The sequence below is a fragment of the Alteromonas hispanica genome (genome assembly GCF_010500915.1).
GTDB lineage: Bacteria > Pseudomonadota > Gammaproteobacteria > Enterobacterales > Alteromonadaceae > Alteromonas > Alteromonas hispanica.
Map to the genome: position 1 here is coordinate 1 of NZ_JAAAWP010000015.1, position 15,854 is coordinate 15,854.

General features: G+C 44.9%; 8 protein-coding genes and 1 pseudogene. 3 read left to right on the top strand and 6 right to left on the bottom strand.

Annotated elements, in window-relative coordinates; translation table 11 throughout:
* Nucleotides 1-122, top strand: a pseudogene (locus GTW09_RS17830) (IS3 family transposase); the annotation flags it as partial.
* 802 nt (nt 123-924) lie between these two features.
* Here GTW09_RS17830 and GTW09_RS16535 read toward each other — a convergent pair.
* Nucleotides 925-1,380: a CHRD domain-containing protein gene (locus GTW09_RS16535; RefSeq protein WP_239059454.1), complete on the bottom strand. Its 456-nt coding sequence runs from the start codon at nt 1,378-1,380 to the stop codon at nt 925-927.
* Between the two features lie 648 nt (nt 1,381-2,028).
* On the opposite strand from GTW09_RS16535, the gene GTW09_RS16540 reads away from it, so the two are divergent.
* Nucleotides 2,029-4,329: a S8 family serine peptidase gene (locus tag GTW09_RS16540; RefSeq protein ID WP_163112754.1), complete on the top strand. Its 2,301-nt coding sequence runs from the start codon at nt 2,029-2,031 to the stop codon at nt 4,327-4,329.
* A 308-nt stretch (nt 4,330-4,637) separates the two neighbouring features.
* Here the strand turns inward: GTW09_RS16540 and GTW09_RS17835 are convergent, their stop codons facing one another.
* Nucleotides 4,638-4,796, bottom strand: a complete 159-nt coding sequence (locus tag GTW09_RS17835) for a hypothetical protein (RefSeq protein ID WP_420809562.1) — start codon at nt 4,794-4,796, stop codon at nt 4,638-4,640.
* Nucleotides 4,797-5,026: 230 nt separating this feature from the next.
* Here GTW09_RS17835 and GTW09_RS16550 point away from each other — a divergent pair, with 230 nt between their 5' ends.
* Nucleotides 5,027-6,016 carry a proline iminopeptidase-family hydrolase gene (locus GTW09_RS16550; RefSeq protein ID WP_163112756.1) on the top strand — a complete coding sequence of 330 codons (990 nt, stop codon included), beginning with the start codon at nt 5,027-5,029 and terminating at the stop codon, nt 6,014-6,016.
* A 746-nt stretch (nt 6,017-6,762) separates the two neighbouring features.
* Here GTW09_RS16550 and GTW09_RS16555 read toward each other — a convergent pair.
* The 4 genes from GTW09_RS16555 to GTW09_RS16570 all read right to left on the bottom strand — a co-directional run bounded on the left by GTW09_RS16555 (nt 6,763) and on the right by GTW09_RS16570 (nt 15,770).
* Nucleotides 6,763-8,064: a glycoside hydrolase family 2 TIM barrel-domain containing protein gene (locus GTW09_RS16555; RefSeq protein ID WP_163112757.1), complete on the bottom strand. Its 1,302-nt coding sequence runs from the start codon at nt 8,062-8,064 to the stop codon at nt 6,763-6,765.
* Between the two features lie 124 nt (nt 8,065-8,188).
* Nucleotides 8,189-10,936 carry a TonB-dependent receptor gene (locus GTW09_RS16560; protein ID WP_163112758.1) on the bottom strand — a complete coding sequence of 916 codons (2,748 nt, stop codon included), beginning with the start codon at nt 10,934-10,936 and terminating at the stop codon, nt 8,189-8,191.
* A 12-nt stretch (nt 10,937-10,948) separates the two neighbouring features.
* Nucleotides 10,949-14,317 carry a glycoside hydrolase family 16 protein gene (locus tag GTW09_RS16565; RefSeq protein WP_163112759.1) on the bottom strand — a complete coding sequence of 1,123 codons (3,369 nt, stop codon included), beginning with the start codon at nt 14,315-14,317 and terminating at the stop codon, nt 10,949-10,951.
* A gap of 763 nt (nt 14,318-15,080) precedes the next feature.
* Nucleotides 15,081-15,770: a thiopurine S-methyltransferase gene (locus GTW09_RS16570; protein WP_163112760.1), complete on the bottom strand. Its 690-nt coding sequence runs from the start codon at nt 15,768-15,770 to the stop codon at nt 15,081-15,083.
* Nucleotides 15,771-15,854 lie beyond the last annotated feature (84 nt).

The window sequence follows — 15,854 nt, forward strand, 5'->3', positions numbered from 1 at the left end:
GAAGCGAGAGCTGACGTATTCGATTACGTCGAGCGGTTCCATAATCCAAGAATGCGACGTAGACTAGCAAATCAAGACAGCAAGTTTACGTCTTTATCAAACCGTCCGTAAAAACGGGGTAGAACCCGTTTGTTGATTTTGAAGCGCAAGTCGAAAGTAGCGACGGAGATGAAGAATTGATTGTCAATGACAAGGGAGGAAACTCGAGTTCCTTTGCGACCACCATGATTCGCACCAAAGAGGGGAAATATTATGAGTGGTCGGCGACGGGTCGAATTGGCGTGTCACTGGCACAATTTTCGTCTGCCAATGACCTCGCCTTTTCCTTTAGACGAGCAGCATCTCGGTTAGTAGAAATGGGGGGAAAGGAATGGGGACGGCAATGACGACATAAGGTAAAGTGCCCCACCAACAAAAAAGTACCTCTAACCGGTTGCAGAGACATCATCCTAGTTTGCTAAAAGTTAGACTTCTTGTTCCTGAATCGCTATGACCAAAAACGTCTGCAATTGATTCAGGTTGTGTAAAAACTTCACCAACCCAATTAATTACGCAATGCTACGTAATATGTAAGTTTTCTTAGTTTTTAAACTTGGTCAAACTTTAATGTGAGTCACGCTCTCACATTTATTTTTTTCAGGTGAATAATAGATGCGTTTTCTTTGCTTCATTGCAATGTTTCTCCTTAAATAAGGACAGCGTTGTATTCACTAATTGAAATCAAGGTACTTTGAAGACCCACGAAAAGCACTGATTGGCATCAAGAGACAAGGAGCAGACGTCCGTCGTGGCTCCTAAGTGCATTGACGAATCATCATCCATTTTTTTGTCTGAAATGAATATCAGTATTACGCTAATGCGGTAGCGTTTCCCTTCAGTGTCTGGTTACAGCCACAGCAAACGCTGAGGCTGCAAGATTAGCAATCAGTTTCCCTGTTGCATTAACTGCCCTCTAATTGCACCAGCAGGAAAATCTGGATTATGCACATTAATATAATAGTCTTCGGGATGTGTAAGAATTTCTTGGACCACAGGACCTGCAGGGAATTTACTCGATTCAAGTCCTTCTGTCAGACAGTCTGCAGCATTTCCATCTTCAGGGCCCGCCAATACAGCGACTACTGGCCCGTTTGAACCCGCTTCTCCTTTATGGATATGTGCAGCCATGCCTTCACCTACAGGTACCAATTGTATTTTATCTACTGTGATCACATAACAAAGTGTACTGGGATCACCATCAATGCCAAATACATAGGCTTCCCCTCTTCCATTCGGATCGCCGGAGATCCGGTTATTTTTCGTATTACTGACCTCCTGACGACCATCAAGTGACGCTTCCAATACATTATTTGTATGACCAGCCAGCGCTGACCCAGACATTCCCAGAATTGCGATAGATATAGCAAGCTTTTTAAACATGGTGTTATCTCCAAAAATTATTCATATTGACACTTCATAAGCAGGACACTGCCAAGACTAGTGTGAAAGATTCGAAGGCACCTATAACTGCATATACTCGCCACCAGCACTGGATGTCGAAAGATCTCTTCGTCTCTTAACAAGCCAAACGAATGACACTGTATGGTGGATGCAGAATTTTACATTTTTTTTACGATTGTATTTTAATCTGCAACTTTAAAAAATTCGGAACTTAAGCAGAGGACGAAAACGTAAAATGTACGTTATTGCCCCGGTCTTGGCTTGCTTTTTCAAATATGCTGCTCGATGGATGACATGCATGATTTTGTTAAGTTCTTTGGGATATCTACAAAGTAGCAGCATCAAAGGCATGGGTAGACTCAACACCCAACTCACGTATTTATTAATAAACCTTTAATTTTCTCATCTCGAATACTACAAAAGTTAAAATGTAATACTTTCAATTGCTTAAATTTTTTCGATTTATGATTTAGTAAAATCAGATACAAACCAGCATACCTTTGTATCAAATGAAACCTTAGCGAATTGACCACAAAATATAATAGTTACTGTGATGCGGTACGGTTAAAACTTGAGGTTAATTGGGCAATGAAGAAAACAATTCAACGCAATGTAATGTCACTTATCGCCATAAGTGCGACAGTGAGCTCTATAACAATAGCGGCCGAAGAGGCAGCTATGCAACCGGGCACGATTCTTTTTAAAGTTAGTGATAGTGCGGCTCCTAATGAGCTTAAAGGCTTGAATGCTTTACTCAAAGCACAAGGGCTCATGAGTTCAACAACAATGAAGGGAAGCGCGCTGACCGTTGCAAAATTTAACGCACATGGTCGCGAAAAAGCGATAGCAACGCTACTTGAAAAAAGCGGTTATGTAGAGTTTGCACAACCTGACTACATGGTTGAACCCATCCTTCAACCCAACGATCCTAGCTTTTCAAACCAATGGCACCATAACAACATCAATAGTGAGCAAGCATGGGACGTAACTACCGGTAATAATGTAGTTGTTGCCGTATGCGATACTGGCTTTGATGTAAATCATCCTGACCTAGCGGCCAACCTGCGCACAGACTTGGCGTACAACGCACAAGATGGCAGCACCTATATATTTGATGCCAATGGACACGGCACTGGTACTGCCGGTTCACTGGGTGCTGTTGGTAACAACGCCACAGGCGTAGCGGGTGTAAATTGGAATGTCGATATTATCCCTGTGCGAATTGCCATTAGTGACTCGAACAGCTCTGCGTATATTTCGACCATGGCAAAGTGTATCGAATACGCTGCTGATAATGGTGCGCGCATTGTGAATTTAAGTTATGGCGGTATTCAATATGCGGCTATAGACTCAGCAGCGCAGTACCTTCGTAGTAAAGGCGGGCTTTTGTTCATGTCAGCAGGTAATGACGGGCAAGAATTTGCTAGCTACCCAGATTACAGCAGCTTTGTTGGCGTGGGCGCCACCGATCAAAATGATAACCGTGCCAGCTTTTCCAGCTATGGAAATTATGTTGATATAACAGCGCCTGGGGTAAGTATTCGTACCACCTATCCAGATAATCGCTATGTTAACTACAGCGGCACTTCTTTCTCTTCCCCTATCGCCGCGGGTGTTGGTGCTTTGATGATTGCTGCCAATCCCAGCATTACGGTTGAGCAAATTGAAGCCGGCATTTTTTCAACGGCCATTGATATAGGCGCAAGTGGTGATGACAATGTTTTTGGACACGGTTTGATTGATGCCGCAGCAGCAGTTAATTACGCAATAAATGTTGGCAGTGTAATAGCGCCAACCTCACAAATAACGGTAAGTGCTGCCAGTGTGCCTTTTGGCACAGATGTTTTCTTTAGTGGGCTTAACTCCTTTGACGACGATGGCGATATCGTAAACTACGCATGGAACTTAGGCGATGGCACCATTTCTGAACAAGCAGAACTGCCTCATACTTATGGTGCAACAGGTGCTTATCAAGCAAGCTTGACTGTAACCGACAACGACGGTTTGACGAACACGTCAAGTGTAACCATTACCGTTACCACCGAGCTTCCCAATGCCATTATAAGTGATATATCTACTGCGTATTCGTTAGGCGATACCATTGCCTTTGATGCAACTACATCTACTGATCCCGACGGCAGCATTGTTGACTACGCATGGTCGTTTGGCGATGGAGCAGAAGGTAACGGCTCTTTGGTTGAACATACCTACACCGCAACTGGAAGTTATCAGGTTGTACTTACTGTTACAGATAACGCAGGTGCGATAAATACAGATACGGTGATGATAAATGTTATTGATCCACTTTCTCTCAGTGCACCGTCAAACCTAACAGCTCAAACGAGTAGACTTTCAGTTGAGTTAAGTTGGCAAGATACCAATACCAGTGAAACACAATTTATTGTTGAGCGTGGAGAGAAGCTCAGAGGAAAAGTGAGATTCAGTACAATAGCAACCTTACCTGAAAACAGTGAAAGCTATACAGATGTTGTACCGAGTAGTGGCGATTATCACTATAGAGTTACCGCGGCAAATAGCAGTAACTCAGCAACCTCTTCGGTACTTCGGGTGAATGTTTCTGACACAGGTACTCCACCGCCCAGTGATTTAGCAGCACCGAGTAACTTAAGCGCCTCTTTGAATGGTAGCAATGTAACACTCTCGTGGACTGACAACGCCAGTAGCGAGCTTGGATTCTACATAGAGCGCGGAATTAAAGAAAAAGGCAAGATAAGCCATGAACGCATTGCCATCGTTGGCAAAAATTCAGTGCAGTACACTGATAGCGCTGCAGGCTTAGCAAGTGGCAACTACAGCTACCGCGTCAGTGCCTATAACGATGAAGGTACGTCTGCTTACAGCAACACATCTGAGGCTCGCGTAAAATAGCCTTTCAAAGGCGACGTTAAGATATGCACTCCCTCTTGCAATGAGGGAGCGCATATTTTATGAGTTAGCTGCTGTATATTCTATGCCTGCACTTCCGATATAGCGTAACTATAGTGTCACTATTTACAAATCGAGAAAAAATTTATCTATATCACGCTGAATAGGCCCGGCCTCCTCTAAATAGTTCGTAATGCGGTGTTGATGATATTGTCAATTACCCGTTCCATTCGGCTATGGCTTGCAGCTTTAACCCGATTGTTCAACCAATTGGTATAGCAATGTTTGCTCTGGCCGATTCACAGATCTGTTCATGTCGGGCTGGCTTCAAGTCTGGATAAGGTACAAGTATTTTGCTGGTTTACCCAGGTCAGGGCTTTGTGCCCCTCTATTTCTTCTAGCCACAGGTAAGGATCTTCCATTGACTTTGGCTTTACTTCTGTTGTTTCTAAATGTTTAGGATCGGCAATCGGGCTCTCTTCTCGGAGTGAACACCAACTATTCCGAGTATTACAATATACTTGAACAACTTACTGATAAATTCCATGGTAAGTTTTCTTTTCCTTAGTGTCGCCTGTTTCAATCCACTGTTTGGCGCTAACACACCACTATGCGAACGCGCTTGTGTTGTTGTTACGTTCCAAGTAAAACATACTACTAAAATGAATATTTCGCTTTATTCATACTCTAGGAATTAATCATGAACAAAGCCTTTTACTACCTCATGTCTGGTTTATTAAATATAGTATGTCTTTCATTGTTGGCATTCAGTGCATACGCTATATCCCTCGTGGTTAAACCAGATAAGGAACTCATGGTTCCCGTTGAAGGCGGGAACGTTTATATCAGGCTTAACGGCGTCACACACACAGATGCCATTCCAGTGGTGTTTATTCACGGAGGTCCTGGCGGTACACACAATGGCTTTGTAGGCATGACTGAACTGGCAGACGAGCGCATGGTGATTATGTATGACCAACTTGACAGCGGAAAATCAGATCAGCCAAACGACCCAGTAAACTGGCGAGTTACACGTTTTGTTGAATCATTGGATGCTATTCGAAAGCATTTAAAGGTTGAGCGATGGCATCTGGTGGGACATAGCTGGGGCTCAGCCATTGCCTTGGAGTACACAGCAAAATATCCACAGCACACGGTATCGACTGTGCTTGGCGGCACATTTATTTCCACGCCACACTGGATCATGGATGCAAACTTGTTGGTAAACGCAGCCCCTCAAAAAGTACAAGACACCCTTAAACAGTGTGAATCATCTCAACCACCGGAAGCACCAGTCTGCAATGCTGCATATATCAAGTTGTATTCTGCTTATTACACGCCAGGTAAGCCCGATGAAGCGATTATCGCTTATGAAGAAAACGTTGGGGGAAATGGATTCAACCCGGTGATTTACAATGCCATGTGGGGGCCAAGTGAATTTTCGTCTACGGGTGTATTGAAGCACTACGACGCGACCCATTTGTTGGCCGATATCGACCCTACGAGAACGTTGTTTATGATTGGTCAGTACGATTCAGCGCGCATTGATACCGTTCAAGATTATCTTGCGTTAGCGCCCGGCGCCGAACTGGCCGTGGTGCCGGGTGGGGCACATGGTTTTTACGACGACAGACCTTTAGTGACACTGGCGTTGCTGCGCAGTTGGTTAAGGCGCAAGGATGCAAATTAATGTGGTCGATATCTTTTGCTGAACCTTAATTACAGCATCTTAAATGTGCATGGTAGGAACACTACCTACCTTAAATTTCAACCTTCAATTTCTTCAACAAACTTTTCGATTAACTTTCTAAATATGAGCGCTCTGTGCGCCCTAGGGCAGGCCAACGACACTTACAGGTGATAGCAACCATATACAACGGGAAACCTTCGCTACTGGACTTGTTACCGAAATTTGGCACACCTCAAGTGACTGCAAGTGAACAGGCCTAGCTTCTTATCTGCCGCTCGCAACTAGTGCGCCAAGGCCAGCTTCACGTAAACAGAAGCCCTATAAGCCCAAGGCAAATTGAGACAAAAAGCGGAAGGTCAATATTTTTAGTGTAGAAGACCGCTGCGTGCCATTTTCGGAGCATCAAACGCAGTGTGTTGACTAAGATGGATAGAGAGTATTGTTATTAGTGTGCTTCTCGGCTGACAAACGAGGCTGCAAACTAGTTTCTTAGCAAATATGCGGGCGTAATCGCATAAGCATGCCCAAGGCAATTGACCCGACTCTCAATGCGAAAGTCTTTGTCCCAACAGTTAGTGCTTAAATCAACTATTTATATAGAAATCCCTGATGTTGAGCTCAAATCGCTCAACTGGAGGTTCTGTATGAAGCGGCGTGTATGCCTGTTTAGACGGTTTAGCAGAATGTCAAAGCTAAACTCTCTTCGAGCCACTTTTCACTTATAGCTACGTAATGTCTAATACAATCTACTTCACAAAAAACGGAATATTCGCGTGTGCCGCATTTCCATTTCCATCATACACATAGGCATAGAGACGGTAAGCTCCGGGTGTGTTGGGGGCCTTAAACTTAATTTTCTGAACTGAGGCATCTTCTATCAAGCCCTCCACCAGTTCAGGGATCTCTTCTTTATCACCTCCTACTTCGGTGGCGGTAGACTCTTTTCGTATTTCCCACTTAAAGCTTAATTTATCATTATCTGGGTCTACGGCGTTCAATGTTGCCTCATACTCGTCACCCATAAAAAGATAAATATTGTCGAAGGCAACTTTACCGTCTAAGCCTATTGGGCTGACGCGAGGGGTTCTGTTGGCCGGCCATTGTCCAGTCCAGATGTAGTGCATAACATCAACGGCTTCAGTGCGCTCCCCAGAATCTAAAAACATACCATACCAAGTACCTGTTCGCTCTTGCTTTTGACCCCACAAAAAAACGTAGTTACCTATAACTTGTTTTGCTTCTGGCTGAATGGCTTTCAGATAACTTTTAGCGTAATTGCTCGCTTTCTCAGAGCTTGTTGTTTCAACCGGTGCGTTCCATTTTGTTTTATATACCTCCCAGTGTCCTACCGCGCCCCACTCTGTAATCATGTAGGGTCCTTCATACCCATAAGACTTTACATATTTAGGCAAGTTAACCACGTCTGCATAAAGCTGAAAGCTGATGAAATCTAACGCGGGAGCACGTTGTGTGATGGCATCCATAGCATCTTCATCGAAACCTGCCAAGGTGGTGGTGGTTGGATGATGAGGATCTAACTGCTTTATCATTTCGGCAACTTGATTAACCGCGTCGTAAACCTTCGGATTGGTAAAATCAAAGTTGAGCTCGTTGCCAATAAACCAAGTGAGAAGTGCAGGGTGGTCTTTATGTTTAATTACCTGAGCTTTTACTTGCTCTAGTTGTTCAGCAACAGCGACGGGATCGTTGTAATCAAAACCATGTCGCTCACGCGCGAAGTCGATACCTAATGAGACCGTCATACCAAGCTCATGGGCTTTATCTAAGAGGACTGAGGCAGGGTAGACACCACCATCAACAGACCAGGTACGAATAGAATTTGCACCATGAGCAGCCAGTGTTTTTAAATCAGCGCCGTCTACGCCAGCACCTTTAACTGTGTAAGGCTTATCTCCGCGCATAAGCACAAAACCGTCGTCTTGAGTTTTAACTACTTCTACATGAATGGGTTTAGCAAATAGGACTGGTGAGAGGAAAAGTAAGCAGGCTAACAATAAAAACGATTTTTTCTTACGATGTGTTGCCACTACGTCACTCCTTGAAAATTTAAGTTTGTTGCAAAGGCGTCGAGCAGAAAAGTGCGATACCAGTTGCGATACCCTTTTAATAATATCTAAGGGTATCGCGCGGTGATCTTGTTATGGATACCTTTTAATAAGTATAGCGCATACGGACACCAAAAGTTCTTGGGCGCGTAAAGAAGCGAGTGTTATCAAACTGAGTAATGATAGTGGCCGCAGTGCGCACCTCATCAAACAGGTTATTAGCAAATGCTTCAAAACGCAGTGCACCATCGCCATGGGTATATCCAAGCCCGGCGTCGACTGTCCAATAAGCATCTACGCTATCGTCAAGTCGGCGACGAGGGTTATCAGGGTTTTGATAATCTATACTGTTAAAAATGGTTAAGAACTGCTCATCACGCCAGCCAGCGGATATCACGTAATCAATGGTGCCCGAGTTAATATCGAATATTTGACTTAAGCTTGCGTTAAGCTGGTAGCGAGGGGTACGAGGAAGTCTATTTCCATCAATAGATTGAAAAACGGCTTCATCTGGTGCCACGTCAGCTTGGAATCGTGAGTCTTGAATATCTTGGCTGTCTTCAATCTCAGCTTCAAGCCATAGGGCTGTCCAACTAAGATTAATGTCGTAAGGCAGTTCAAATTTGCCATCGAACTGCATGCCGTAAATGGCAGAGTCTGCAGCGTTAAAACTAAATGACACAACCAAAGCTCCAGGCGTAGCGTCGAGTGGGTCAACGGGCGCACCAGAGTTAAATTCAAGCGCTTGCTCTACAGACAGCAAGTTGGTGAATACTTGGTCTCGGTAGTCGTTGTAAAACGCAGAGAAATTGAATGTAGTGGGTACATCTCCCCAATCGAATTCATTTTTAGAGCCAAACTCAAACAACGTAACGCTTTCTTCCTGATAGGTGGGAGCTAGTGTCAGTCCTGTTGTTGGATCGCTGAACGTATCGTTAAAACCACCCGATTTATGACCGGTAGCAATAAGGCCATATACAAGCTGGTCATTGTTTAAATCGTGCTCTAAGCGCAAACGCCAGTCGACAAAGCTATTATCTATGCGGCCATCTTGCACAGTAATAGAGTTATTAGGCGAAATGGGAACGGCAAACGAATGGGTACCATCCTGATTACAAATCAAGTTGTCAGTGACATCGCTGTCTGAGCAGGCTGGACGTACATCTGCGCCACCTGGAGTGATGCCATTTGCGAAAATATCGTCTAGCGTATCGCGTTCACCAAACTGAGCAATACCATCAAAGTAAAAGCTTAAGAACTCGTCGTCAGAAACTGAACCATCACCATCTTGGTCGGGATCATAAATAGAACGTCCAAACCCTGCAAATGCGAATCCTTCAGTACCAACTCTGGCACCCATACAGCAGCCAAACGGATTGCCCGTGTTGACGTCAAAACCGCCTAGCGCAAATGCATAACGTGCATTCACGCCCTGACGGGTTTTGGTGTCCTCGGTGTATCGCAAGCCTATTGTGAAACGAGTATCTGCACTGAACTCGTACGTCGCATCGGCATAAACAGAGAAAGAGTCGGTATCTGTGTTAGGTTGGTTAAACTCTGCCCCTTGGAAAAAACCTCCTCTATCGCCAGCAGACGCTAAAAACGTTTGCTGACGTTCGTCGAACAAGAATACACCGGCAGTGTAGGTTAGACGGCTCGCGTCATCGTCAGATAACAAACGCAATTCGTGAATGATAGATTCAGAGTCAGTCAAAAACTGAAAGCGTGAGAAATCGTCTAATGCTTGTTCGAGAGGATCCAATGCCTCAAAAACGCCCGGAAAATCAGGAGAGAGTGGGGTAGCGGCTTGATAATCGTAAATTAAATCGCGATAGCTACCGTTGTATTCCAGTAACGCGTCTCCCAAGTCCCATGTGACTTCAATTTTAAAGCCGTCGTGAATGGTATCTTGCACTGGCGTAAAGCCCCTACCTACCACGTCACGAGGATCTTCAATATCGTCTGGATCTATACCTAACCCCAGAGGCAGAGCGTAATTAGTTCCGGTATAACCAGTGCCTTGTTCGCGAGCAAAGTCATAAGATAGATAAATACTCAAATCGTTAGTCGGTTCGTAGAGCGCTTGGAAGCGTAAGCCAAGATTATCAGCAGCTTCGGCAAGCTCTAAGTCTAACGGACCAACATCATTATAATACGAGTCATGATCGATTTTAGTGCCGGCAATACGGAACGCGAGCTTGTCAGTGGCCGGTATATTCAAAGCGCCAGTAATAGCACGTTGGTTGTAATTACCAAACTCTATCTCGGCGCTACCATTCCACTGACCAATAGCGGGCCGCCATGGAATAATATTCACCGAGCCCGCGGTTGCGTTTCGCCCGCGCAATGTACCCTGGGGGCCAACATTAACCTCTACCCTTGAGATATCAAAAAACGCCGAACCTATCCCAGATGGACGGGGAATGTACACCCCGTCTAAATGGGTTGCGGCTGCGGGGTCGCCAAGCTCTGTATTATTTGAACTACCAATGCCTCGGATCCAAACTTCCACGTTGCCTTGATTATTACCTATTTCCAGCCCAGGAATAGATTCGGAAATATCAGTAATATCCTGAATACCCTGAGACTTTAAGTCTTCTCCCGAAAACGCAAAGGCGGTACCCGCTAAGTCTTGTAAATCTTGAGTTCGACGTTCCACAGTTACCATTATACGTTCAACGTCGGCATCTTTTTCTTTCGTCTTATCGTCGGCCTCTTGCGCCGCTAACGAACCGCTTACCAAAGATGCGAACACCGTAATATACAGAAACTTGCACAAGGATTTAAAACTGGTCTTGGTTTGCAACATAGCGCCTTGCTCCGCATTGAATAAAGCTTTAGTAAATGATTTCATATTCATGTCCCTCTATTCAGCCCTTGCGAAAACTAGGTTGTCGTAGAAAATGCCGCTGGGGTTATAGTCCGTGGCCGAGTTAGAGAATCCAAACTGAAGTATTTGACCATCTAAGTTTTGCTCAAGCACCGCTTCAACAGTGTATCGAGACCACTCGCTGTTACTGACTTCGCTTAAATCAACGCGAATGTCGACGGTAGAGGCAAAACCATTATTAGGGTCGAGTACACGAATATAGGCATACGCCGTTGTAGGTGGTGCTATTCCGCCTTCAAAGGGCGCTTTGGCATCAAAAGAGAACGTATAGTTACCTGCATCAGCAGCAGAGAATATGCGCTCTTGAAAGCTTGCAGCCTCAATTGTAAGTCCGCCAGCATGGTCGCCGTTGTTATAGTCGCTAAATACATTTAGGTACTGAGAGCCTTGGCTTTCACCTGCCTCACCTGTGGCGTAACTGGTAAACCCACCGGTGTTGTTAGGCGCAGGGAACGGACCGTAGCTGTAGGCAAAGTTTCCATCTGCACCAAACACCGCAGCGAAGCTTAGCCAGTTATCACCGATGGCATCGGCACTTGCGTCGCCACTTTCAAAATCAGTGTTATAGCTAATTCCGCCTTCGGCTAGGTTGAAGTCGACGTTATCTACCACTATGGCAGAGGGGGCAAAACCTGTAGTGCGAGTGGTAAAGCCAAATTCTAGCAATTGTCCAGCCATAGCTTCGCCGTCGATATTGAAGTCAACAGAGTAGGTCTGCCATTCTGTGCTCGAAATCATCGATAAATCGATTTCAACTCTTGCCGTCGTGGCAAAGCCGTTTGAAGGGTCTAGAGTTTGCACATATGCAGTGGCTATTGTGGGTTCAGTAATCGCGCCTTCATCGGGAACTCGGGCATCAAAGCTAAACGTATAGATACCAGAGTCGTCAGCTGTAAGCGTTACTTGCTGGAAGGTTGCAGCCTCTATCAACAGACCGTTTCCGTGATCTTGATTGTTGTAGTCGTTAAATATAATGAGTTGCTGCGAGCCTTGTTCATCACCGCCTAACCCCGTGGCTATATTGGCAAAGCTATTGCTGTTAAGCGGTGTCGGGAAAGGTTGGCCGTAGTTATAAATGAAGCCGCCATTGGCATCGAACACCGTGCCAAAGCTTTGCCAATTTCCACCGAGTGCAGTGGCTGCCGGATTAACTCCTTCAAAGTCCGCAAAGAAACCAAGTGGCAGCACTTCCTCTTCCACAATCTCAGTCGTGGGCTCCCAGCGTATGTTATCTACCGTAAGCGAGGTTGTGGCATTAACGTCTGTTACTGCAAGCACAAGGCCAGAGCTAACATTAGCGGTGTTTAAGCCACTGCTTATCAGCTGACTTAAAGGAATTTCAATTTCCTGCCATTCACCGTCTGCAGGTCGCCCTAAATCTTGCGGACCACTTGTACAGGGGAATACACAGTCTACTTGCATAGTTACGGTATTTGTATCGCTGCCGAAGTCGGAAACGAAAAGGTCAAAAACCACGGCGCCGTTATTATAACCAGAAAGGTTAACGGGCTCGGTGGCGATAAACCATACACCACTTTCGCCGTCGCCGTTGAAGGTGATATCGATAACTTGGTCGCGAGCTGCGTCGTCAGACGTTACTACTTCCCATTCAATTTTATTAACGCCATCTGGATTACTGCCGTCAGTGTAGGTGGCAAAGCCTGAACCGCTGTCTGCCGCACCAATACCAAAGTCCCAAAGCGGGTCAACGCTATCGATAAACACATTTTGTGGAACGGTGGTAATACTCACTATGCCGCAAGGACGAGAGGCTGGAGCACCGCAAAGAAGGTTTATATTGTCGAACTGCATGCGGGCAGCACCGCCAACAGGTTCAAGTATTATAAGGTTGAGTACCTCTTCAATATTCAGAGGACCGCCACCAAAAGCACCAATATTGCTTTGAATAACATCACTGAGAGCAAGTGACACTGATGTCCACTCGTCTTGAGGTAAATCAGTCAGTGGTATTTGTATAAAGCCCACGTTAGGGAACCCGCTATCTACACCAACTTGCAGCATAGTTGCATTGGTGGATGCACTGTCAATAAACACATCAAACGTCAATTCACCGCCATAGAATTCATTGTTGTCTGCGCGACCAACGCCAAATAGCTCAAACGTGTTTCCCTCGGGGTCGTTAATTTGAATGTTTCCACCACCTGAAGTGTTGATTTCAATAACCGTGCCGCGCTCCGTGTCGCCAGAATCGACTTCAGCTACTGTTAACGCTCCATCATTGTCAAATACGCCAATACCCAGTGGACGTTCGCTATTGCTATCTGCAAATAGAACTCCCGGTCCATTGTTGTATAGGGTAAAGCTGTTTATCTCCACATTTTGCGGTGGTGGGGTACCGTCTCCGCCTTGTGTAATGATAAAAGGGTCGACTTGGTCAATACTGTTTTCGCAGCCCAAACCGTCGTTAACCGGAGCAAGTGGGCATTGATAAACCCGAACATAATCCACCAGCATTTGACCAGGGAATACATCGGTATCGTTAGGGTTTGGCATGCCCGCTGGGTCGCCGCCTACAGCAAGATTGAGGAGCAAATGCTGATTTTCGTTGAACGGTGCGTCTTCTTCCCCAACTACGAAGCCTTCACTTTGGTTTTTGAAATAATAGTTCCAGTAGGTATCGCGGCTCACCGTAAAATAATGAACCCCGTCTACAAACCAGCGAATTCGCTGAGAGTCCCACTCGACTGCGTAGTCGTGAAAGCCATCGGTTGGATCTATTTCATAAGTTTTGGTAGCGCTTTCATTTAGGGGGAAACGTTGACCATAATGCACGGTTCCTGCTATGAACGGAGTTGCCTGCCCGAAAGACTCCATGATGTCTATTTCGCCTTTAGCGGCCCACTCACCAAAAGGAGAAGGATCGCTTCCTAGTGTCCAAAACGCTGGCCATAAGCCTAACCCTTCTGGAACTTGAATACGGGCTTCAATTCGACCATACGTAAAATCTAATATTCCCTGTGTGCGCAGACGGCCTGAGGTGAAAGCAAAATTCGGGTCTGGCGAATCACCCACTCTAGCCTCAATAACCAAGAAACCATCTTCTACGCTTATATTATCTGCGGTGTAGTACTGCTGTTCATTGTTTCCCCAGCCAGGCGGCAGTCCCTCGGACGAGCCATCGCCCACTTGTACTTCCCATTTGGAGGTATCTAGCGTGCTGCCGTCGAATTCATCAGACCAAATTAGTTCATAATTCGCTGATGTTGGTGGAGGAGGATTTTCTAAGGTTCCGCCAATCGCTTCATCGTCGTTTTGGCATCCGCCTATTGCAACAGTTGCGCCCGCAGCGAGTGCTATGCTAAGCCAGTTTCGTTTTATGGTCATGCGGCATTACTCTCAATTAACGTAGTGTGTATTAGTTTTGAGTGTTTGCGCTGGTTTCGAAGTGCAAGTAGTGAATAGGTCGAGCACTTAAAAATACGCAGTTCAGCTCTTTCATTTTGGAAGTGAAAGAAGCCATTGAAAAACAACCAACGTGTGTACTTATCTTTATTTTTTTCTTTTCACTGATGCGTTTGTCAGGGCTTTTACAAAGTCGATACCAGATAGCAATGCAGTTTTCACTACACCAGTGTTGCTAAATTAATTACCGTGTTGCCTGACTGAAGGTCCTTTTCGCGACATCCTGAGTGCATTTACTCTCTTAGAAACACCTAGTACTGATTTTTAAATAAAAATACACTAACGAGTTTGTCTGGTTTTGATACTAGTGCAAAGTAGGAATTGTGCAAATTATCCTTTATTACATTTTGTTTACAAATTGAAGCTGCTTAAGTTAATGGCTTGGCACTTGCTAAATCCCCGAGTAAAGGGGATGTATTCGGGGGCTGCTATGAATTACAGAGATAAAATACAGATATCAAATACGGATGAATTTGTGGTTGGATGGTAACAGGTTGTTAACAGTTGGTAGGCTTTGTACTGCGTATGACTTACTTGGTCTCTTGTTTTTCCTTCCTCAGTCACTTATTTCTGAGACGTTATTTAACGCTCCCATCACTGTGCCAGCAAATTATTGGGGGAGAAAACTTCGACGTATGTGAGTTTACGTATACAGCTGATTGGCAAGCTGCACCGAAGGTTTTTACTATGAAAGTGTAAATACTAAATTATCTGCTTTTACCTTTTTCTTAAGTCCACCCTCTAAATCAGAGCGCTCAAGCAATGAGATAGCATAGTGCTCTTTATACATGTTCTCAACCATGCTTTGGCTAACGCAAAATGGAGGGCCCTGTAACTCGCTTTGTTGATAGTCGAATGTGATTAAAAGCTGAGGCGCGCAGCGAGTTAACGATACCATATGCTCAGCGTAACGCTCGCGAAGACCATCGGGTAGGGCGACGAGAGCAGCTCTGTCGTACACGCCAGTAACTTCACCAATATCTTCATGAGTTAACTTAAAAATATCACCAACAAAAATAGTGATGTGACTTGCTGAGTAAACCTTGCCTTTGGGAGATGACTCAATAGTTGGCGTTAAATTAAGGTCTTCGAAGAGTTGCGTAATAGCAATTTCGCTTAATTCAGCACCAACCACTTCGCAGCCTTTAGAGAGCAACCAAGCAATATCTTTTGTTTTTCCACATAAAGGAACAAAAATGCGTTTTTGCGTTTTCTCCGAAGAGGCGCTTTCGTTAACTAAAGCTTCGCTTTCAGCCGTATCGCTTTTTACATTAAGCAGGACATGGCTATATTTGACAAGAAGGGCGTTTCCTTCGGGTTCATGAAATCCGATTTCATTTTTATTCCACTTACTATGCCAGAAGCTATGCTCCATTTTTGTACTCCATTTCGAAAAGCGCGAGTAATCAATAATACTGCTTTGCTAAAAAACGTTGGCTAAATGCTTTTACAAATGCTC